The sequence below is a fragment of the Nocardia sp. NPDC005746 genome, assembly GCF_040630785.1.
Taxonomy (GTDB): Bacteria; Actinomycetota; Actinomycetes; order Mycobacteriales; family Mycobacteriaceae; genus Nocardia.
Window position 1 is genome coordinate 127,085 of the sequence record NZ_JBEXYE010000006.1, and the last position, 20,685, is coordinate 147,769.

A 20,685-nucleotide genomic window follows, 5' to 3' on the forward strand; every position below is an offset into this window, starting at 1 on the left:
GAGAATCACCCCCCTCCGCGCTACCCGTACGAACGTACGGCTCGGTAGTCTGACCCAGACGCCCCCGTAGCCCAATTGGCAGAGGCAGCGGACTTAAAATCCGCCAAGTGACGGTTCGAGCCCGTCCGGGGGCACTACAAAACCGCTGGTAAATCGCTCTCGGACACGCCTTTTAGACTGGCTTCCAAGATCGCGGCCCGCAGGTGGCCCGCAGCGAGCATCGCGCCAGCGTTCATTGCGTCGGCGACCGGGCCGAGGTCATCGTCGAAGAGGTGCCCATACAGGTCGAGCGTCAGGGTCGCGGTCTTATGACCGAGCATTCTCTGTACGACCTTGATGTTCGCGCCGCCACTGATCGCCAGCGAGGCGGCGGTATGCCGGAGTCCGTGCGGCACAATGCCGCTCACGTCGGCCGCCTCGACCGCGTGATCGAAGGCCCAGCGAAATTCGCCGAGCGGCAGTGGGCCGCCCTTCCGACTTTCGAACACCCGCGCATCCGGATCACGATCGGCAATCAAGCTAGTCAGCTCCTTGACCAAGAACGCCGGTATCGGCACCGAGCGAGTCGTGTGGTTCTTCGTGTCGGTCTCCACCAGACCCTCACCGGTGACCGCGGTAGCCGAACGCGCTACGAAGATCCGCCGGCGGTCCAAGTCCACCGACGCGACACGCAGGGCTACCGCTTCGCCGAAGCGGATTCCGGTGTAGGCCAAAGTGAACACCAGCGGACGAAACCGGCCAGCGGCCAACGCCGTTCGCAGCACCTGCACGTGTGTCAGGTATCGCTTTTCGGCGGGCGAGGCTGTCGGCAAGTCCACCTCCTCGGCAGGATTGACCGCAAGACGCCGCCCCTTGATCGCGAACCGCAAGACCTGGTCGAGAACCTGGTACGCCTGGATAACCCGCGACGCGGACAAGCCACGGCCCTTGAAGCGGTAGCTCCCGGACTCCAGCAGTTCCACCACCCAGGTCTGAATGTCCTCGAATTCGATGTCCCGCAGTGGCACCGAACCCCAACGTGGCAACACGATTCGATCCAACAATGAGCGGTATCCGGCCTTGGTCTTCGGCTTGCGCAACTTCTTGGTGGCGAACCACTTCTCTGCAACGACACGAAATAGGACGCCGCTGCGATCCGGATCCACCCACGTCCCAGTGACGACTTTAGTCGTGACATCGCTGTCGAGGAACTTCTGCGCGGCGAGCTTCGTACCGAACGAGCGGGAACGTTCTTTGCCGTTCGGATCCACATATCGCGCCTGCCAGCGCTGCCCACGCCCGAACTTCTTGGACTCGACCCTCTTGCGCTTCTTCTCCCCTGTGGCGGGATCGATCTCGATCACGGTCTTGTACCAGCGATCATCGACACCCGCCCGCGGATTCCGATTACCGGACATGGCTAGGCAGTCCCGCCGCGCTTCGTGGCGGCTTCCTGCTCAGCGATCCACGCATGGATGACGCTCTCGCGCCAGACACGCCGGCGCCCGAGCTTGAAGCTTTCCGGGCCGGTTCCGGCCCATGCCCAGTACCGCCAAGTGGCGGCAGGGATACCGGTCATGGCTTCACAGTCGTTGGCCTGAAGGTAGCGGTCGGTGGTCATGGAATCTCCTCGGGCAGACGGGGTGTGGGGATTGGTGCGCACGCTGTCGCAGCGAGCGCAGGAGCTGTCGCAGGGTGCGCACGAGCTGTCGCGCGGTGCGCAGGAGGTGTCGCAGTGCGCGACATTGGGCTGTCGCATGGTGCGTATACGGTTGGTGGGCTGTCGCATCAGTGCGCACCACCTGTCGGACGCTGTCGCATGCTGTCGCCTCGGCCTGCTGAGGCGCGGGAGTGGATGCGCTCGGTCGCGGCGAGTTTGTCGAGGCTGGTCACGCGAAAGACCAGGTCGGGGATATCGGGCAGGGTCTGTCGCGCGACTGTCGCAATGGTGTCGGGGGTGAGGTAGCCGTCGCAGACGTAGAGGATCTCGTCGCATTCGTCGTGGTGCGCCTGTCGCACAACGGCATTGAGTCGTCGCGCGAGCTGCGCACCGGTCAGGTTCCGACTGGTATCCACTTTCACCGCCACCGCGCCCCGATGCGGCTGCAGCAGCTGCCCGTCGTAGGTGTACAGGCCCGGGCCGGGGTTGTCGTGTCGCAGGATCCGGTCAGAGACCCACTGCTCTGTCGCACACGCACCGAGCGCGACACGGGTTCGAGCGACCGCGCGGCAATGCGCCGCGAAATTCGGTTCAGGCCGCCACTCACCGGGCCGCCAGCCCAAGACCCAACCGGCCGCCGCACGGGTGGGCACCACCCATTTCGAGCCGTACTGGACGGTCCTGATGCGCTGCACCACGTCGGCCGCGGATAGCTGGTTGGCCAGGTTGTAGACCTGGGTGCGGCCGATGCCCATGAAGTCGGCGAGAACGTCCATCTGCATGCCGCGCATCTCAGTCAGCCCGACCAGGGCCTGGACGGAACGGGGTGTGAGTTTCGAGTGATTGATCACGAGAGGTCCTTCAAGGTTTGGGTACGGAGTTGGGAGGCAGTGGGTTTCGTGACACCGCTGGCGAGGTAGCGGCCCCATTCGTCGTCGAAGTCACGCACGACGAGGGTCAGGTCGAGGTTCTTGATTTCCGGCGGAAGCCGCTCGGCAGCAGCGTTCACGCCGTCGCTGACGCGTGCGGTGCGGCACAGATACAGCACGCCCACCATGTCTTCGGACTCGCTGTCGCGGGCCGCGCGGATCGCTCCCAGGAGTGCTCGATCCATCGCGAGCGGGGACTTCGGCGTGAGTTCGACCTCCACCGCCCACCAGCCGGACACGCCCATGAGGCGCCCGAAGAACCACCCGTCATGGATGTGAGCCCGTCCGGCGGCGAATTCCGTTCGTCTGGAGCGTGATTGGTAGGACGCTCGCTGGGCACGGTGCCACAACTCCCGCTCCGACACCCATGCCTGTAGATCCGCACCGACAAGCATCAGACGCGCTTGCGCGACCGCGCGATGATGCTCGACACGCCCAAGGGAGGGCCGCCAATTCTGTACCGGCCAGCCAAGGAACCGCGATGCGGTGGCCGAAGTCGCGACCACCCACTTATCGCCCGCCTGCACCCGTTCCAGCGGTCGAACGAGCTTTTCCTCGCGCAGCTGCCGAACCAGGACATACACATGCGGTCGTTCCATCCCTAAGAACATGCTGAGCAGGTCGAGCTGCATTCCGCCGTGTTGGGTCAGCAGTGTCAGTGCGGTGGCCTTGCGCAGGTTCGAGCGCGGTTCGACCTTGCCTCGCAGCCGATGAACGGTCGAGCGGGGCAGGCCGACGCGGCGGCCGACCTCGGCGTCGGAGTGGCCGGCGGTATGCAGGGCTGCAACCTCACCAAGGACGGTTTCGACCTGGCGGGCCGTAGTGCCGAGGCGTTCGGCGATGTCGCGGTAGCTCTCACCGAGTTCCCGCAGGCTCCGAATCACGGCGTCGCGTTCGTCGTCGGAGAGACCCGTGTAGCGGTCGCTGGATCGACGGCGCCGGGTGTGGTTGTTTCGATTCATACAGATATTCCTCACGACAGCGAGAAGGATGAAAACCGTTGGTGTTCAGCACATCTCAAATCAATTGGAGCCGGCAGTGCACACGAAGGGGCATCCGTGGCGAGGGAGGGCGCGCACGTCGCGGTCGCGAGCGCCCTTAGGTGCGAATTACCGCGACATCCGACGATCTCGAGCCGGACGCGGCGGAGTAGGTGACTCGGCTCGCAGGTCGCGTTCCTTGATCGGGGCAGTGTCACCGATCCAGCTCATCAGCGAACGCACCCGCACATCGATCGCCGCCGTGACTTCCCGCTGGTCACGCGCACGACCAGAACCGACCAATGAGTCAGGTGATTCATTTGAATCACCTGCGCGACCCGCCCGCAGATTTCGGCCCGCGACATCCGCCGACGTACGGAAACCGACTACCGAGTCACGTGAGTCGGTTGGCTCAGGTGGTTCACTGTGAACCACCTGCCGCCGATCGTCCGGCAGGTGCTGTCCAGTTTTCTGGACACTGAGCAACGGGGTGGCGGGTGCGAACAGTTCGTCCACGGTGTAGCCGGGCAGCATCTCCTCCAGGACCCGGCAATGATCAGGGAACGGAAGGCTTTTGATTTCACCGGACAGCCAGCGATAGAACTGGGCCTTGAGTGGACCACGCCCGACCAAATCGGGATCGAGCCGTTTGGCCGCCTTGTCGTACTCACGCAGGAACGTGCTGTGGGTCTGCCAATGCCGTTTCCTCAGAAGCGCTCTCAACTCCGTACCCGAACCCAGTCGACGCGTCCGACCCGACGCGTCCGTATCGGTGCGGTCCTCGTTGTGGTTCATCGCGACTGCCGCCGATCCACCGCCGGACGCGCCGGCGCCTGCACCGAACGGCCGGGAACGCCGTCGTGGTGAATGTCGCGCTCCTTGAGCGGAGCACTCGACTCGGCCATCTCGAGCATCAACCGCAACCGATCCGCCCGAGCCGCGTCCCATTCCCGATCAGCCGTTACCCCTGGACGCGGCGCCGCGGACTCCGACAACGATTCCTTGGTGCGGGGGGTGTCGAAATACGGTTCGTCTGCAGTGAACGGGTCGAGTTGTTTCCAGATGTTCGACCGCAGCTGCGCCGGTGTCGGTGCGGTGTAACCGATCTGCTCGGCAGTGATCTGGCGACCCGCTTTCAGCGACAACGCCGTCAGCATCACATCGAGGGTCCGCGGCTTCGGATCATGCAACCCGTCCCGATACCCGACGATATTGGTGTGCTTCAGATGCACCGGCCGTCCGCCGTCACTCTCGCTCACCGCACGCATGCGATGCGCCAGGCCCGTGGGGGTGATCCCGAGCGACTCCATCACCAGTGACAGATGCTCGTTCGGAACCACCTCCCTCCGTTGTGGTTTCGGCTGAGCATCGACCTCCGCGCCGCGCCGGTCGTCCGGCCCCGAGAGCGGTTGCGCGGGGACCGGAAACCGAATGACATTCGAGAGCGGTCCAACCTGCTTCCCGTTGATCCTCACCGATCCCACCGCCGTTCCCGACGAGCGCGCACAGACGGCGCAGGAATCGGTATCACCGCTGATAGCGCCCGGTTCGGCACCAGGGCACAGCGTTCTACACTGGACATGCTTCAGTGGCCTTTCAGAACCTGAAGTGAAAGCCGAAGCAGCGGACACTGCTTCGGTACCGACTCCCCGGCAGCTGGAACTGCTGGGGAGTCTTCTTTTGATCGGTCAGTGCTGGTCCGTCTTGGTCAGCTCTGACCAAACCAACTGTACATACACAGCTGTGTATGTACAACACCTTGCGCCGCGCTGCCCGAATGAGGACACTGTGCATACACAGCTGTGTAGGATAGAAATCGTTTTCATTAAGTCCGCCGCATGGCCGGAAGGGAAGCACCGATGAATGAGCCCGCGTATGTAGCGATCGCCGCCGACTATGCACGTCAGATCCGAAATGGCACGCTGCCAGCAGGTACTCAGCTCCGGAGCCTGAACGAACTAGTCGGCCGCCACAATGTGTCGAAGATCGTTGTTATTCAGGCCATTCAGCTACTGGAACGTCAGGGTCTGGTCCGGACAGTTCCACGCCGTGGCACCTTCGTCACGGATCATCCCAGCCTCGTGCGGGTGGCTCCGGAACGCCAAATGGAAGATCCAGAGGAGACCTTCGGACATGAGGCGCAAGGTGCGGTCCAGATCGAGCGGCAGAGCGAACGCGTACACCCATCGGCGGAACTCGCTGACGCACTGGGAATTAGCGACGACCAGGAGGTGATGCACATCGTTACCCGCGCTAGCGAGGACGGTCGACCAATCTCCATCTCCGATACGTACCAGCCGGTGGACGGCCCGGACATCTCCACTGCCGCATTCCTGGAGGAGACTGTGGCCGATCGCCTTCCGGCGAAGGTGCACGCTACTTGGTTGGGCACACCCTCCGGTGATCTTGTGAAGGCCGTCCATCAGCGCTATCTCGGATCCGACGAACAAGTGCTCATGCTGTCGGACATCTCGTATCCGCGGGACCGTTATGACGCCTTCGTCTTCCGCATGTCGCTGACCAACCAGCTAAAGCAATCACCCAGCGAGTGACCTACGTTCTGTATCAAAATCAAAATGGTAAGGGCGGGCCGGTTGGCCCGCCCTCACTCGTGTCGCGAAGCTACGCTGGCTAGCGTCGAACCCAGCATTGGGCGACATCGCGAAGGTTCCACCACGAAACATGCTGTAGGTCTTGCGATTCCATCTTCCATTGAGAAGTCAGCAAGTCGAAGAACGCGTCATCACCAGTCTTGCCGCCCTTCAGCTCGCCGATGAAGATCAATCGACTCCCGCCCAGTCGCTCGTAGCCCAGGAGCGCCTGCGATGCCATCGAGTCACCCCAGCCGGGTGGCCAGCAGAGAAACAACGCGTGATCCGCCCCCTCGATTCGGGCATCAAACGACTTCAAGTCACCGACCGGATGCCAGGCATCCGGGTCCTTCCCGGCAGCTGCGGGGAAGGAGATGTTCGCCGTCACGTCGGGCGGCTCTGAGTCATACGCATCGACTTCAAGCCCTTCCTTCGCAAGCAACGCGGCCCAGTAGCCGCGCCCTGCACCCAACTCGACAATCGGCATGCCAGCGCACTGTTCGGCGATCCAGGAAAGGGTCTCGGGGGAGGGAATCGCGTACGCGTAGGCGGCTTGAAGGATCGTTTGTGCATATGCCAAACGAGCGCTACCGTTCGGCCGGCCGCCGTCCACCACCCTCCGACCATCGCGGTCGGAGACCGACGGGCCAACGATGTCCCAGTACGGATTCGCACTGAGCGCCTCGTCGCCGGTCATGTAATGAACGAGTCTGAGGTCGAACGCTGCGTCCGCTCGGTCGTCTCCGGTCCCTGGGAGCCCAGCAGCTACGTCAAGGTAGTCCGCGACTCGCGGGTACTCACTCCGCAGCTTGTGCGCGTCCGCGAGGAGTGCGCTCAGTTCCTCTCGACGTTCCGCCGTCAACGCAAGGTCCGTCATGCCCTCAATTCTGACCTGCTCCAGAACCGATCATGAACGTGTCGGCGAAACTCGCGTCAGCGGGACGGTCTGTCGTATCGAGTGGTCGCCACTGCTCGAAGAGTGCTCGTACCTTGCCCGTACTTTGCCTGTACCAACTTTTCCGGGGCTTTTCCGCTCCCCTTGTCCTCCATCACACCCCCTGAGCTGCACCTTTCGGCGCAGGACTCTGGTCTGGTCTGGCCGAGACTATATCCCCCTTCGGAGGACATAGTCTCGGCCAGACCAGACCAGAGTTACAGAGAGGGGACGACGGTATGGTGGAGGACAAGGGATTTGGGGGTGTCAGGTGGTGGAGGGAGGACCACAAAGGGAGGGACCACAAGGCGAGCGCGTGGGTGCAGATGTTGCGTGGGCATGTGAGTTGCGTTGGGAGGGGACCACAACGGGAGGGGTTGCGAGCGCAGGCGGCGGCACGGTGCAGGGTGCGTACGCAGAAGGACCATAACGAAGGGATCACCTCTTACGCGTCCAAGAGGACTCCCCTCTTACGTGCTGAATCGCCGAACGGCTCAGGTGATCCATCTGGATCACCTCATGATCGCGAGTCCCGGATCGATCCGTAAGGATCAACGGATTGATACCTAAGAGATGTCCCGTAAGTCATTGAGCGGCAACGGGTATCGTTTCTCCGGTGGTGATCTCGGCGACAGATCCGGTGATGGTGGAGTTGTTCTCCGGGCTGCGGCCACGCACGTTCGCTCGCCTGATCACCGGGTTGCGGCGCAAGGGCATCGACCGGCCGTTGCGGGGCCGACCGTGGGGGTTGTGTTTCGAAGACCGGGTGTTACTGGTGGCCACCTACTGGCGGACCAACCTGACGATGCGTCAACTCGCGGCGGTGTTCGGGGTCTCGAAGTCGGCCGCGGCCCCAGTGATCGACGACCTCGGACCGGCGTTGGCGCTACGGCCTCGGGCCCGGTTCCCGCGCGGCGCGGTGTTGATCGTGGACGGAACCCTGGTCCCGACCCAGGATCACAAGGTCGCCGCCCAGAGCAAGAACTACCGGTACTCCACCAACCATCAGGTCGTGATCGACGCCGACACCGAACTCGTCGTCGCGCTCGGAAAACCGTTGCCGGGCAACCGCAACGACTGTCGCGCCTGGACCGAGTCCGGTGCCGCCCACGCCTGTCGCAACGCGGTGGTGATCGCCGATGGCGGCTACCAGGGCACCGGTCTGATCATCCCGCAACGCCGGGTGCCCGGTGCCGAGCTACCGGAATGGAAACAGGCTCACAACAAATCCCACCGCAGGGTCCGTGCCCGTATCGAACACGCTTTTGCCCGGATGAAGACCTGGAAGATCCTGCGCGACTGCCGCTTACGCGGCGACGGGGTGGGTGTCGCGATGGCAGGGGTGGCGACACTGGCCAACCTCGCCCATGGCTACTGATTCCCGGTCGGCGGACCGATCGCCGTCACCGACCCAGACTTACGGGACATCCCTTAGTCGTCCCAATTCCATCCCGACACTCCATGGAAAAACGGCAGCCTACGGCGAACCAGGGTAAGGTAATTCCGATTCAACCATCACACCGGATTGAGGGGGAAATGGCGAAACTTGTCTCCGCGACAGTAACTGAACTCGCTGGCGCTCCAGGTACCAAGGAAGTTCATTTCACGGACGACGTAACTGTTCTATACGGGCTCAATGGTTCCGGGAAAACTTCCCTTCTTAAAATTCTCGACTGCGCAATGACAAACAATGTCGAGAACCTACTTCGTGTGCCATTTAGAACAGCGCAAGTTGTGATTGTCCAAGATAACGAGACGATTGTCTGTACGATATCGAAGGATGAGTTTCTCGAGAAACTTTCCGCGCTAAGTTCAATGGGCCTGCCTGCACGCGAGATGACTTTGCGGCAGCGCGAGATGTATCGCCGCCTGCAAAAGGGAAACGGCGGATGGAAGTACTACCTGGATGACGGAAAACCCATTGGCGAAAGATTCCCAGCAGGCGGCGGCGAATCTAGTCAGTCAATTTTTCCGCATCGTTACCTACCAACATCGCGCCTTACATCGGTGACCGAACGCGAGCGCTCCAACGCAGGCTACCGAGAGGTCACCGAAATCGAGTATGATGCAATTTTTGCGAGTCGAATCGAGCGTATCTGGGAGGTCTACTCTCGGGTAGAGCTTATTCAAGAGCGGCAAATTCAGCAGGAGGGCCTTGCGGGGATATTTTCTTCTGTCCTCAATGGCGCAGAATCGGATGAATTAATCCTTCATGAATCGACTAGGGATGCGGATGCGGCTTACACTTCTCTTTTGAAATTCTTCGCTGGTCAGCGCATTCCTGTGAATGCACCGAAGCACAGGTTCCTGAAACGTTACAAAGAGGATCCGCTTCTCAGAACAGTGGTATCAAGGATTACAGAGGTCGAACGGTTGGTGGCAGATGCGCATGCACCGTCCAGGAAGATAGAGCAGCTTATCGATTCGTTGTACAGTGGTGGAAAGAAGCTCTCACTAGAGAAAGAAATTACAATCATCGGTAGCGATTCGCAAGAAATCGCAATCGATGTACTCTCAAGCGGAGAGAAGCAAGTACTGCTAATACTTCTCGAATGCCTAATGGCAAAAGAAGACGTCATCATGATCGATGAGCCCGAGCTGTCGATGCATGTCGATTGGCAGAATGCGCTTATCGAATCCATGCGTACGGTGAACGAGCGAGCGCAAATAGTCCTAGCCACACACTCGCCAGAGGTAGTGGCCGGCGTTCCCGCAGACTCCATTCGGGAGCTTTAGGCGCCACTGTGACAATTCCATCATATTCTCCCGAGGCGTTCGCCGCGCGGGTATCCATGTCCCGCCGGATTCGGCTATTCCTGGTAGTTGAGGGTATCGAGACGGACAGCTGGTTCTACGACGAGGTATGTCGCCAATCGAGGCTTCTAAAGCCTGGACAGCACGAAATATTCCCGGTTAGGCTGGTCACTCGCGGACTCAAATGCACCGGAGGGAAGAAGAGGGTCGTTGAACTTTTCGAATACATGGAACGGCAGGGAATAATCGGAAATGGCAAGCCCCCTGCGCGTTCGGCCTTGATGCTATGCGTTGATGCCGACCATGACCGAATTGCGGGCGGTATTCGAAGAGCTAAGAATCTCACATACACAAAGCTTCCGGATGTGGAAGCTCATGTCTTCGACGACTTCGATATCGAGGGATTTATTCGTCGTGCATATTCGACCACCGCGATCGAAGCACGCGTGGTCGTAGCCAGCCTACATGAATGGCGGGAGCAAATCGCGCGCACTTGGCGCCCGTGGTTCGAGATTTGCTTAGCAGCTCACTACTGCGGTATCCGACGCCCATCTCTCGGCACACCGCCACGGCTTTTACCCGACGGCAAGGTCGACGAAGCAACAACCAGGGGCGTCAGGGACGCAATAATTGAAAAGGTCGGAATTGTCCAATACGAGGAGGCGGCTAGGAAAGCCAACGGACGAATTGGACAATTCTACAGCAGAAGGCAAGAAGTCGCACTCCTCAAGGGGAAATGGCTTAGTGCCCAGCTACTGTCTGCCGCGAACGAAGAAGCTGATCGACTCGGACTTTCAAAGCTGGGCAATAAAGAAGCATTGTTTGAGGCAGTCAAAGGTTCTGCCCAATTTAGCAGGAGGACAACAAGATACTACCTCGACCGCTTCGAAACTCTGATTGAGTAGCATCCGAGCGACAAATGGGACTGTGCGGGCTCGGGCGACTGAATCCGGTTGCCCAAGCCCGCAGTGGGCCGCAAGAGCCCTTGACACGCCCTCCCTCCACAGAAGATGGCCTGTATGAGGAAGCACGGAGAAGAACAGTCCCCAGTTCTGGAACCGATCCACCGCTGGCCGAGACCGCCTCACCGCCCCTAAACGTGCGGAGTATCCGGTGCAATATCGGCAAGGGAACCAGGAAACGTGCGTTCGATCAAGTCCTCGAACTCATGGTCAGGGTCGAAATCCCATCCGCAGTACCGATAGACCCAAGCCAACGTGACGTGGACAGCCGAAACAGCGAGGCGAGCAAGGTTTTCGAGCTCACTCAACTTGACTACTTGATGGCTACCGAAGTGCTCACCGTGTCTGATGAAACGACGACGGTCGCGAATCGAGGAGATCGTCGGATGGGTCTGGTTGCAGAGGCGGATGTAGATCCCTTCACCGATGTCACTGCCGCCCTCGCCACGCCGGAGCGCGTAGAACCACTTGACCGTCTCGGTCGGACCGATGTTCTTCTGCCCATTGATCGTGACCGGCGCATCGAAATCCGTACCACTGGTCGCCGGAAACGCCTTCTTGATTTCGGCGCGCAGGTCCTTGAACTCGCTCCTGGCCAGTGCGTATCCGAAGGAGGTCTTACCCATGAGCCGGGCAGCATACTTCTGCTTGTCCACAGCGCTGATTTCATGGTCGATGTAGCTGCGTGCCAGCCGATCTTCCGGTGCGGAAACCGGATCTGATCCGATCAGCCAGTAAGCCCGTGCGCAGTCTTCAAGGACCGCGCGGACCAGCTGTGCCGGCGAAGTCACCACCTCCACGGCCTCGTAGAGGGCGGCTAGTCCCGCGCAGTTGCCAACGGCGAGTTCGAGATACGCAGCGACCATCTCAAGGACGACACGCTCGTCACGCACCCCATCCATCTGCCCGATTTCAGTCAAATCAACAGCGGCGGAGGAAGATTCGGAGGGCACCCAATGGTGATCGTCACGGATCCGCAAAAAGGCTTCCCGGCATCCTCGCAGCAACTCGGCGACTTCGGTCAATCGGTCGGACATTCCCGCAGGTATCGACACGCTGTAGCGCATCATGGCAGGCTACTGATTCCACCGCCAGCAACGCACTTGATTTTCCACGGAACTCCCCGCCTAGGCTTCGTAGCCAACCCCGCACTCGGTACGCAGATCGTACGCAGCAGTCCCCCACGCCGCTGATTCTCACCAACGATCCCAACGACAAGCGGCCCGGTCACACCACCTCAGCCAACGATCCCAACACTGCGCATACCCGGCAAAACAGACTAAGTGCGCTCTCCTAAAGCGGATGTCGCAAGCTCCAAGCTGAAGATCAACTGCCCCGAGGCATCTCGGGGCCGTTGCTGTGTCCGCACATGCCGCATGCCGCGCTGAGCGAGTCCGCCGGCGCCGCACGGCGGAGGATCAACCGGCCGTTCGGTTCTAGACGCTGGGGACGTCCGCTCATGCCGATGACCGGTTGTCTGGGCGAGGCTCTTCTGCGATGGCTTCTGTCAGAAGCTGACCGGAATCCCGGAGATCGCGGTCTCTTCGGTCACGATGGCAAGGTCGATGTCGGGATTCAACCGATATACGAGATCGGCCGTGATCGGTGCGCCCTCCATAATCGCGTGCAGTGCAGCATGGTCAGGATCAGCTGGCAGATCGAAATAGCGGCGGTAGTGGTCGGCCTTGGGCTCCGCGGACCAGTCGATGAGTTGGTCGAACAGCCAATCCGAGCCGTCGCCGTTCAAGTCCTCCTCATCGAGGTGAACGGTCTGGCTTGTCTGCCAACCGCTGTCGGTGGACAGTCGCCAGAGGCAGACGGTCATGGTCGGCTCCTCGTCGAACCGGAAGGCCGCATCGATGACGTAGGGGTGAAAGGGGGCAGGGAGCCCGTCGGTCAGCCCCGGCCACAGCTCACCGGTGTCGCTCTGGCCGTATGTGTTCAGCTCCGAATGGTGGTCGAACCCGCGCACGTACGTCCCGGCGCTGCTGAACACGATGGAGTATTCGTCACCAGCGCCGTTGTCCATCGAGGCCAGCGATTCCCCGGGACGCCAGTCCTCGACGTAACGGTACGTTCGAGTCGGGTGAGTCGGTGCCATGCCGCCCAGGACACAGTCGAGCAGCGCCAGTACACGGGACCTGTGCTGCAGTTCGTCAGGTGCCGGAAGGGCGCGCAGTACAGCGATTTCAACCACGGTGCGACTGTAGCTATCGCAGCCGACATACGACGCACTGTAATGCCGCATACCGCGCTGACCGAACCGGCCAGCGCGGGGCGCCGGCGACCGGATCCCGGTGCGGTGCAGAACGTCCGCTACTGCCGAATGTCGTGCCTCAAGCGGGCTCGCAGGACAATGAACTCAGTCGGCGTCCTCGTCGTCGTCCGTCAAGTCGCGGGCGCCATCTTCGTCCAGCCACCACCGATGTGTCTCGTGAACGATCGTTCACGAGACACTGCACGATTTGCGGCTTCTTCTGTGCGCCGCTCGGTCGAACCCGCTTGTTATGCCCGGATCGTGTTATGCCCGGATCGCGTCATGTTCGGTGACGAACCCGAGGAGCCGGGGTACCACCTTCTGCGGAACGGCCCACAACAGTTCGTGACCAACGCCGGGATAGACCTCGACGTCAGCGGTAGGTGCATACTCGCGCAGGCGTCGCACTCCGATCTCGGGGTCGTTGGCGCGTGTGGTCTCTCCGAACAGCACCAGCATCGGTGCGGTAATAGCAGCGAGTTGTTCGTCGGTGAACGGCTTGGGCCACGGCAACGCTAACCGGAACTTGAACCCCGCCATCGCCATCGCCCATTCCTTGTCGCTCAGCACGACACCGGGGGTCAGCCACTGGACGAAATTCTGCATGCGCTCACGGGTGGGCCGCATACCCGCAACGACCATCTTCAGAAGCAAGCTCCATCGCGGCTTGGCGAAGGTTGCCCCACCCGGTTCCAGCATGGACAGACTCGCCAGACGCTGTGAGCAGTGGACTCCGAGCAGGCAAGCCAGCCAAGCGCCGTCGGAGTACCCGGCCAGGTGGACGCGTTGCTGGCCGAGCCCATCGAGGAGCTCTACGAGCCACTCGACGATCTCGTCGTGGTCGCGGATCGGCACCTTCTGCTCGACACGGCCGGCCCAGCCCATGACGTCGGGGGTGTAGACGACCCTGTCGCGGGCGAGATCCTCGATGAATGGCAGCCAGAACAGGCTGTTTCCCGGCATGCCGGGTAGGAGCACCAGAGGCAGTCCTTCCCCAATTCCCGACTTGCGCACTCGCGTGGTCCCGAACTTCGTCTCGACGTCGATCTCGGTCGAAGGCACCGGCCAGTCGGCCGAGATCGCGTCGTAGGTCCGCAGGTACGTCGTCTTGGCCTTGTCGCTGGTGAACCGCCCAATCTTCGGCATGAGCCCTCCCACTTCTTCGGTTTACGGTACGAACGTATCAATCTTGATGGTATGAACGTATCACATAAGTGGTATGTGTGTACCATCAAGGCCCACGGGATCGTTCGACACTCACAGGAAGGCGGCAGGGTCCGTGCCACGATTGGTCGACCATGACGCTCGGCGGCGACAGATCACCAACGCCGTACGCCGGATCATCGTCAGCGGCGGCATGGAAGCCGTCACCTTCCAAACAGTCGCCGCCGAAGCCGGGATGTCGATACGACTGGTGCAGTACTACTTCGGAACCAAGCGAGAATTCCTACTGGCGACCCACCGCTCCGTGATGGAGGACGCGGGCGCCCGCTTCATGCGACGGTGGACCGCGCTAGGCGAAGACGCCAGCCCCCGCACGAAGATCCACGCACTGCTCACCGAATTGCTCCCACTCGACGAGCAACGCCGCGAGGAAACGATCGTGCTCGGCACCTTCGGCTGGGCGGCTGTCACCGGCCAGAGCATCACCGCGGAACAAACCTTCGCCGCACCGAACGCCCTGACCACGATCGTCGCCGGGCAAATCGCACGAGCCCGAGGTACGGACCCGTCACCGGAGCGCGACGCCGCACTCGTCACCGCGACGATCGGCGGACTCGCCCAGGGCATGCTCCAGAGATACGGCACTCCGGACGAAGCACTCGATCTCGTCGACCTTCTACTGGATCGCATACTCGGATCAACAACCGAAAGCCCTACCCATCAGCACGATCCAAACTGACCCCACCCCACCCCACCCCAGCCGCCGACCGGGGACGGCGTATTCACGGTCACGGTGGTTACAAGGCTTTCAGCGAACCCGCGGTAGCCGCTGGCGAAACGCACTATTCTGCCGCATACCGCGCTGACCGAACCGGCCATGAGGGGTTCCGGCAGCGAAAGCGCGAACCAACGACAATAGCTCGGCCAGCGGCGTATCCCGGCTACAGGGCCTGGGGCTCGTGCACCGTGGACCCGATCGCGACGTGTGCAAGAAGGCCTGTGAGGGCCAGTGACGCGAAAAGTCACGCTTAGCGGTCATGACTCCGCAAGCTACCTGCGATAGCGGGCTACCGCTGGATCCGGCGGATTTGGCCCTCACATGTCTAGCTGGACCGAAACCGGCTGGCGGGCACTGAGATACTGAATCCTTCGATACCCCTGACCTTCTCGATGAAAGGACCCTGAGGTGAGTGCTGCCACTGTCGTGCCGCTGCTCGCACACGTCGCTACCGCTGTGTCGGAGGCGATCGTGCGAGCCCGCCCGCAATCGGTGGGAGCGGACCCAGTGGTGCGCCGATCGGACCGGGCCGACTTCCAATCCAATGCCGCACTGCCACTGGCCAAAAGCCTCGGCGAGCCACCTGCGGGATTGGCCGCCGCGCTCGCCGGTGAGCTGACCGCCGGTGGCGACGCGGTGATCACCGACGCGGCGGCATCGGGGCCCGGTTTCCTCAACATCACCGTCGGCGACGCGGCTATCTGGATGCAGCTGGCCGCGCGGCTGGCTGATACCCGGCTCGGGGTCGGTGAACCCGCGGCGGGGCAGCGGATCGTCATCGACTACTCCGCCCCGAACGTGGCCAAGGAAATGCACGTCGGTCACCTGCGCACCACGATCATCGGCGACGCCCTGGCCCGGCTCTTCGGGTTCCTCGGCGCCGACGTCGTGCGCGCCAACCACCTCGGCGACTGGGGCACCCAGTTCGGGATGCTGATCCAGTACATCGACGAACACCCCGACCAGCCCTGGCACGCCGACGATGTCGGCACCGACGCGACCGTCTCCGCGCTCGACGGGCTCTACAAGGCCGCGCGCGCCCAGTTCGATGCCGATCCCGCCTTCGCTGATCGCGCTCGCACCCGCGTGGTCGCCCTGCAGGCCGGGGACGCTGCGACCGTGGCGCGGTGGGCTGAGATCGTGGCCGAATCGGAGAAGGCGTTCGGCGCCATCTACGACCGGCTCGGTGTCCTGCTCACCCCCGACGACTACGCCGGGGAATCGACCTACAACCCGATGCTGGCCGACACCGTCACCGAACTGCTCGACAAGGGCGTTGCCGTCGACAGTGACGGCGCGGTGGTCGTGTTGTCCGAGCACGTGAACGGTCCTGACGACACCCCGGCCGTGCTCATGGTCCGCAAGAGCGACGGCGGCTACGGCTACGACAGCACCGACCTGGCCACCATCCGCTACCGGATCGCCACCCTGCACGCCGACCGGCTGCTCTACGTCACCGACTCCCGCCAAGCCCTGCACTTCCAGCTGGTCTTCGAAGCCGCGCGCCGCGCCGGCTGGCTGACCGATGCCATCGACGTCGCTCACGTCGCCTACGGCACGATCCTGGGCCCCGACGGGCGGCCGTTCAAAACCCGCGCCGGCGGCACGGTGCGGCTGATGGACCTGCTCGACGACGCAGTCACGGCCGCGCGGGCAATCGTCGCGGAGAAGAACCCGGAACTGCCCGCCACCGAGCTCGACGCCATCGCCGAGCAAGCCGGCATCGGAGCGGTCAAATACGCGGACCTGTCGACCAGCCGGGTCAAGGACTACATGTTCGACCCCGCCCGCATGACCGCGTTCAACGGCAACACCGGGGTCTATCTGCAGTACGCGCACGCGCGGATCCGCTCGATCCTGCGCAAGGCCACAGTGCCCGACACCGTCGCCGTCGACACCACCATGGCACTCGAACCCGCCGAACGGGCCCTGCTGCTGACCCTCGACGACTACGCCCTGGTGCTCGGCGAGGTCGCCTCGACGCTCGAGCCGCACCGCCTGGCGAACTACCTCTACGATCTCGCGCGCGCGTTCACCAGCTTCTACGACACCTGCCCGGTCCTGGCCGCACCCGAACCCGCCCGCAGCAACCGGATCGCGGTGTGCCAGTTGACCGCTCGCACGCTCGCCCACGGGCTCGAGTTGCTCGGCATCGCGGCACCAGTGCGGCTGTGACCAGCTCCAGCACGGCCGCCGACCATGCGCGCGGCCGTGCTGTCCGCCGTCGCACTGGTATTGAGTAGGCCCATGAGACTGTGACGAGAAAAGACACGCTTTAAGCGTTACTTTTCGCGCCACTGGACCTCACGGGCCGAACAATGCGATCAGCGGCCGCAAGCTCCGGCAGAGCTGTTCGACGCGCCGGTGTGACGCCATGCCGTCCGGCTGCGTTCGGCGTCGAACCTCTACAGCGGCAACACCGTTTGCAAACGCCCTGTAATGCCGAGTTGAGGACGATTGTCGATGGCATGCACTGGGCCTGAGTGTCGTTGTTGCTGGCTAGGATTCGCGTCGTGTCACAGATCTTGCATGTCTACTTTCTCGACTTGGCCGAGCTCGAGGCCGTCGTTGGATCCAAGGACGAGAAGCTCCTGGACAGGATTCTGAAACGGTCGCGCCTGTCGGTGACCTTCAGGTCCACGGGTCAGGACGATCATGTCGAGCGAAACAAGACCGCCCTGCGGGCGATCTTCGCGGGCGGGCCGTTCGAGGAGGGGCTCGCCTCGAATTACATCGAGGCACTGGAATTGATTTGTGACGCACTGGCCGCCAACGGCGGTGACGTGCAGTTCCGGTTCGGGGACCGGTATCTGCCCGAGGCCCTCGAAGATCTGGCCACAAGCATGATGGGTGAGGACCCTTTTCCGAGCGTTCCGGGTTTGGCGGCGAGCTTTAACGTTGCTGAGCGGAACGGGTGGGGCTACATGAGCAAGGAATCCTGTGCTGAGGAGTTGGAGGAGTGGGAGGGCCACGTTCCCGATGGTCCTGACGACCTTGATGGTTACCTCATCGACTGGCTGCGTGAATCGAAGACAGCAGGCAAGGACATCATCGGCTTCTGGGGCGGATAGCTATTGACGCGTGGTGCGCCTTCTGCGACGCACTACATTGCCGCATACCGCGCTGTTCAGTGTGGCCAGAGCAGCGCAGCATGCCCATCGGTTCATCACCGAGATGGGCCGCCGCCGTCCGCAGTTCGTCCGCAGCACTGCCGTTGGCTGCCCATCCCAGCCAACGGAGTCATCAGGTAAGAGCGCTGGTCAGCTTGCAGAGCAAACGAGATCACCAGCTACCAGAAACAGACAATACGGATCAAGGTCTCGTTCGCATCGAGAAGGTCGTTGTCTTGATTAGGAGAACACCCCTCGATGAGTTCGGATACGTTGTGCGCCATGGCATCTGATGTAACGACTGGGCTGTTCACGCTCGCGGGAGCCCTGATCGGTGGTGGTGGGACGTTCGCCGTGAACTGGGCCACCACCCGGAATCAACGTCTACTTGCGCTTGCGGCTCGTGACCATTCGATTCTCGACCGCCAATATGCCGAGCATCGCGAGTACCTGCTCCGCGCTGACCGTGTCATCGAAGCGACTCGGACAGTGGCAGCTGCCCTGGAAGCTGGACAAAGCGGCGAGACCGCAGACCGTTTTCACACCGAGTACCTGGCCCTGTGGCCCCAGTTCAGCGAGGGACGGGGCGCCCCCGAGCTAGCCGGCCCCGAAGAACTGATCAGGCCCCTGCTGGGATTTCATGCCGCAATCGCCGACTACTCGAACAAGGTCGACGAATGGTGGTCAGAAGGATTCGACAGCCCCAACCACACCGCAAACTCCATCGATTGCGGCAAGCTGCGCGAAGAGGTGAGCAACAAGCGGTACATCTATCGAGAGCAAGCACTCAAGGCGTTCGGCCACACCAACAGCCATACCCATCCACGTTAGACGGGATGGCGCGCCGGGCCCGCCCAGGGCCCGCCGCAACTCTGAGCGCAGTCAACCCCGCCAATACGGCAAACGCGCGAATATGCTCGTAGAGAGCATGATTCGCGCGTCGTCAGCAACAGTCACAAGTCTTCAAACACCAAGAGGTGCCACCTTAAAATCCGCACAGTGTCGGTTCGAACCCGACCGGGGGCACAAACCGACAACAAGGTTTGCGAAGGTCGCGAGTCTTCTGCCGCGTCAACACCGTCGAGACTGATGGCAAACTCCGAGGCCGGATGGTGTCGGTTCGACAATTTGCGCTGGGGCATAACCAGCGATCGTTGACACGCACTGCACTTCGGCTCACCCAAATCGACCGGACAGTTGATACTCTGCCCTATGTCCCCGGAACAGTCTCTGGGACAAGCAGTTACGGCGGCCTTCGACATTACCCCCTCGGCTGCTTGCTATTCGAGTTGCTCATAGGTGATCAACCCTTCTATCCAACTCGGGACACACCACTTCGCCTACTTCACCTCGGCGCAGCCCACGATGAAACCCGCGCCTTTTCGCCACCCGCTCCTCGCGCCCGCGCCGCAGCGCTCAGCCCGCACCCATCATGAGCCCGAACTGGCGGAACAGGAACACGCCTTCCACGACCGGCAGACCCGGGGGCAGCGCTCGCGGTTCGGCAGCCGGTTCAGCCATGATCCGCCTGAGCGGGACGGAGTGATCTTCCCAGGTCCCTGACGGATCGGGGGCATCGAGAACGGCCGGGTGGGCCGGTCGCGTGAGTCGACATGCCGTTCGCAAGGTGGTTTCGCCTGCCGCGGTCCGGTGCACGAAAGATCCCGATGAATGGGATACCCCGTATTTGATTCGGGCAGATAGCTGCTTCTGTGAGACGCGACACTCCAAATGCCGGTTCTTCGGCATACCTGAAGTGGCGTTCGCCACGATGAAAGGCATTCCCACCCATGCGAATCCGTTCTCTTCGATGGTCCATTGCGGTGATGGCGACCGCGGTCGCGGCCACAACCGCTACCACCGGCGTCGCGTCCGCCGGTCTCGACCTCGGAAGCTCCGGCAGCAGCGCCGGCAGCAGCGCCGGTGACATGGTCGTCACCCTGGTGCGCCATGCCGAGTCCCTCGGTAACACCTCCGGCCTGATCGACACCAAGGTGCCCGGACCCGACCTGACCGCGCGCGGCCGGACGCAGGCAGACAATCTGGCCACCCAGCTGGCCGACAAGAATTACGACTGCGCCTTCGCGTCCAACATGGTGCGTACCGAGCAGACTGCGGCGCCGACCGTCGCCAAGCGCAACCTGAACCTCAACATTCAGCCCGGCTTCCGGGAGATCGAGGCAGGCGACTACGAGGGCACCCCGGAGGCCCAGGCGATGTCCGGGTACCTGCAGGCTCCGATCAAGTGGCTCTCCGGCGACCTGAACGCACGGATTCCAGGCTCCATCGACGGCAACGAGTTCGACGGCCGCGTCGATCAGGCACTGGTCGAGGTGCAGCGCCGCAACTGCGCCAACCCGGTGATCTTCTCGCACGGCGGCACCATCATGTTCTGGGCCATGATGAACGCGAGCAACGCCGACAAGAGCAAACTCGGCACCGATCCGATGCGCAACGGCGGCCGCGTCGTCCTCAAGGGCAACCCGCAGAAGGGCTGGACGATCGTCGAGTGGGTCGGCCACCCGGACCTCGGCTGATTCACCCCTTCCGCGCCCCGGATGTCACCGACCCGAATCGATGGCACCGG

Annotated in this window: 19 protein-coding genes and 1 tRNA gene; 10 read left to right on the forward strand and 10 right to left on the reverse strand. The window is 62.2% G+C overall.

The window, feature by feature from the left end; all coding sequences use genetic code 11:
- Positions 1–60: 60 nt before the first annotated feature.
- Positions 61–134 (forward strand) — tRNA-Leu (locus tag ABZ412_RS13695).
- Here ABZ412_RS13695 and ABZ412_RS13700 read toward each other — a convergent pair.
- The 6 genes from ABZ412_RS13700 to ABZ412_RS13725 form a co-directional block, all read right to left on the reverse strand.
- Complete coding sequence (locus ABZ412_RS13700; protein WP_357280251.1) at positions 135–1,343, reverse strand: tyrosine-type recombinase/integrase; 1,209 nt, start codon at positions 1,341–1,343, stop codon at positions 135–137.
- Positions 1,344–1,399: 56 nt separating this feature from the next.
- Positions 1,400–1,600 (reverse strand): DNA-binding protein, encoded by a 201-nt coding sequence (locus tag ABZ412_RS13705; RefSeq protein WP_357280253.1) that lies wholly within the window; start codon positions 1,598–1,600, stop codon positions 1,400–1,402.
- A 167-nt stretch (positions 1,601–1,767) separates the two neighbouring features.
- The gene (locus ABZ412_RS13710) at positions 1,768–2,490 is read right to left on the reverse strand and encodes a hypothetical protein (protein WP_357280255.1); all 723 of its coding nucleotides are present in this window, start codon (positions 2,488–2,490) and stop codon (positions 1,768–1,770) included.
- Positions 2,487–3,530, reverse strand: a complete 1,044-nt coding sequence (locus ABZ412_RS13715; RefSeq protein WP_357280257.1) for a hypothetical protein — start codon at positions 3,528–3,530, stop codon at positions 2,487–2,489. The genes ABZ412_RS13710 and ABZ412_RS13715 overlap by 4 nt, the downstream gene beginning before the upstream one ends.
- 147 nt (positions 3,531–3,677) lie before the next feature.
- Positions 3,678–4,343: a hypothetical protein gene (locus ABZ412_RS13720; RefSeq protein WP_357280259.1), complete on the reverse strand. Its 666-nt coding sequence runs from the start codon at positions 4,341–4,343 to the stop codon at positions 3,678–3,680.
- Entirely contained in the window at positions 4,340–5,179 is an 840-nt protein-coding gene (locus ABZ412_RS13725) for a hypothetical protein (RefSeq protein ID WP_357280261.1), read from the reverse strand. Before ABZ412_RS13725 ends, ABZ412_RS13720 begins: the two co-directional genes overlap by 4 nt.
- A 228-nt stretch (positions 5,180–5,407) precedes the next feature.
- Between ABZ412_RS13725 and ABZ412_RS13730 the strand changes: the two genes are divergently transcribed.
- Positions 5,408–6,100 (forward strand): GntR family transcriptional regulator, encoded by a 693-nt coding sequence (locus tag ABZ412_RS13730; RefSeq protein WP_357280262.1) that lies wholly within the window; start codon positions 5,408–5,410, stop codon positions 6,098–6,100.
- A gap of 79 nt (positions 6,101–6,179) precedes the next feature.
- On the opposite strand, the gene ABZ412_RS13735 is transcribed toward ABZ412_RS13730, so the two are convergent.
- Positions 6,180–6,836 carry a hypothetical protein gene (locus tag ABZ412_RS13735; protein WP_357280265.1) on the reverse strand — a complete coding sequence of 219 codons (657 nt, stop codon included), beginning with the start codon at positions 6,834–6,836 and terminating at the stop codon, positions 6,180–6,182.
- Between the two features lie 880 nt (positions 6,837–7,716).
- Between ABZ412_RS13735 and ABZ412_RS13740 the strand changes: the two genes are divergently transcribed.
- The 3 genes from ABZ412_RS13740 to ABZ412_RS13750 all read left to right on the forward strand — a co-directional run bounded on the left by ABZ412_RS13740 (position 7,717) and on the right by ABZ412_RS13750 (position 10,732).
- Positions 7,717–8,451 (forward strand): transposase, encoded by a 735-nt coding sequence (locus tag ABZ412_RS13740; protein ID WP_357280841.1) that lies wholly within the window; start codon positions 7,717–7,719, stop codon positions 8,449–8,451.
- A gap of 158 nt (positions 8,452–8,609) precedes the next feature.
- Entirely contained in the window at positions 8,610–9,809 is a 1,200-nt protein-coding gene (locus ABZ412_RS13745) for an ATP-binding protein (RefSeq protein WP_357280267.1), read from the forward strand.
- A gap of 8 nt (positions 9,810–9,817) precedes the next feature.
- Positions 9,818–10,732, forward strand: a complete 915-nt coding sequence (locus ABZ412_RS13750; RefSeq protein WP_357280269.1) for a hypothetical protein — start codon at positions 9,818–9,820, stop codon at positions 10,730–10,732.
- A 188-nt stretch (positions 10,733–10,920) separates the two neighbouring features.
- On the opposite strand, the gene ABZ412_RS13755 is transcribed toward ABZ412_RS13750, so the two are convergent.
- The 3 genes from ABZ412_RS13755 to ABZ412_RS13765 all read right to left on the reverse strand — a co-directional run bounded on the left by ABZ412_RS13755 (position 10,921) and on the right by ABZ412_RS13765 (position 14,192).
- Complete coding sequence (locus ABZ412_RS13755; RefSeq protein WP_357280272.1) at positions 10,921–11,856, reverse strand: hypothetical protein; 936 nt, start codon at positions 11,854–11,856, stop codon at positions 10,921–10,923.
- A 440-nt stretch (positions 11,857–12,296) separates the two neighbouring features.
- Positions 12,297–12,986 (reverse strand): hypothetical protein, encoded by a 690-nt coding sequence (locus ABZ412_RS13760; RefSeq protein WP_357280274.1) that lies wholly within the window; start codon positions 12,984–12,986, stop codon positions 12,297–12,299.
- Between the two features lie 324 nt (positions 12,987–13,310).
- The gene (locus ABZ412_RS13765; protein WP_357280277.1) at positions 13,311–14,192 is read right to left on the reverse strand and encodes an alpha/beta hydrolase; all 882 of its coding nucleotides are present in this window, start codon (positions 14,190–14,192) and stop codon (positions 13,311–13,313) included.
- Between the two features lie 133 nt (positions 14,193–14,325).
- Here ABZ412_RS13765 and ABZ412_RS13770 point away from each other — a divergent pair, with 133 nt between their 5' ends.
- The 5 genes from ABZ412_RS13770 to ABZ412_RS13790 all read left to right on the forward strand — a co-directional run bounded on the left by ABZ412_RS13770 (position 14,326) and on the right by ABZ412_RS13790 (position 20,635).
- Entirely contained in the window at positions 14,326–14,949 is a 624-nt protein-coding gene (locus ABZ412_RS13770) for a TetR/AcrR family transcriptional regulator (RefSeq protein ID WP_357280279.1), read from the forward strand.
- 447 nt (positions 14,950–15,396) lie between these two features.
- A complete protein-coding gene (gene argS, locus ABZ412_RS13775; RefSeq protein WP_357280282.1) occupies positions 15,397–17,163 on the forward strand; it encodes an arginine--tRNA ligase in 1,767 nt (588 codons plus the stop codon).
- Between the two features lie 338 nt (positions 17,164–17,501).
- Entirely contained in the window at positions 17,502–18,059 is a 558-nt protein-coding gene (locus tag ABZ412_RS13780; RefSeq protein WP_357280284.1) for a hypothetical protein, read from the forward strand.
- A gap of 321 nt (positions 18,060–18,380) precedes the next feature.
- The gene (locus tag ABZ412_RS13785) at positions 18,381–18,929 is read left to right on the forward strand and encodes a hypothetical protein (protein ID WP_357280287.1); all 549 of its coding nucleotides are present in this window, start codon (positions 18,381–18,383) and stop codon (positions 18,927–18,929) included.
- 995 nt (positions 18,930–19,924) lie between these two features.
- Positions 19,925–20,635, forward strand: a complete 711-nt coding sequence (locus ABZ412_RS13790; protein WP_357280289.1) for a histidine phosphatase family protein — start codon at positions 19,925–19,927, stop codon at positions 20,633–20,635.
- Positions 20,636–20,685: the final 50 nt, after the last annotated feature.

Bases quoted from the DNA above. Each gene is read 5' to 3' on its own strand.
- ABZ412_RS13705 (WP_357280253.1), bottom strand. From the start codon at position 1,600: ATGACCACCGACCGCTACCTTCAGGCCAACGACTGTGAAGCCATGACC.
- ABZ412_RS13715 (WP_357280257.1), bottom strand. From the start codon at position 3,530: ATGAATCGAAACAACCACACCCGGCGCCGTCGATCCAGCGACCGCTAC.
- ABZ412_RS13720 (WP_357280259.1), bottom strand. From the start codon at position 4,343: ATGAACCACAACGAGGACCGCACCGATACGGACGCGTCGGGTCGGACG.
- ABZ412_RS13730 (WP_357280262.1), top strand. From the start codon at position 5,408: ATGAATGAGCCCGCGTATGTAGCGATCGCCGCCGACTATGCACGTCAG.
- ABZ412_RS13735 (WP_357280265.1), bottom strand. From the start codon at position 6,836: ATGACCGGCGACGAGGCGCTCAGTGCGAATCCGTACTGGGACATCGTT.
- ABZ412_RS13740 (WP_357280841.1), top strand. From the start codon at position 7,717: ATGGTGGAGTTGTTCTCCGGGCTGCGGCCACGCACGTTCGCTCGCCTG.
- ABZ412_RS13745 (WP_357280267.1), top strand. From the start codon at position 8,610: ATGGCGAAACTTGTCTCCGCGACAGTAACTGAACTCGCTGGCGCTCCA.
- ABZ412_RS13755 (WP_357280272.1), bottom strand. From the start codon at position 11,856: ATGCGCTACAGCGTGTCGATACCTGCGGGAATGTCCGACCGATTGACC.
- ABZ412_RS13765 (WP_357280277.1), bottom strand. From the start codon at position 14,192: ATGCCGAAGATTGGGCGGTTCACCAGCGACAAGGCCAAGACGACGTAC.
- ABZ412_RS13785 (WP_357280287.1), top strand. From the start codon at position 18,381: ATGGCATCTGATGTAACGACTGGGCTGTTCACGCTCGCGGGAGCCCTG.
- ABZ412_RS13790 (WP_357280289.1), top strand. From the start codon at position 19,925: ATGGCGACCGCGGTCGCGGCCACAACCGCTACCACCGGCGTCGCGTCC.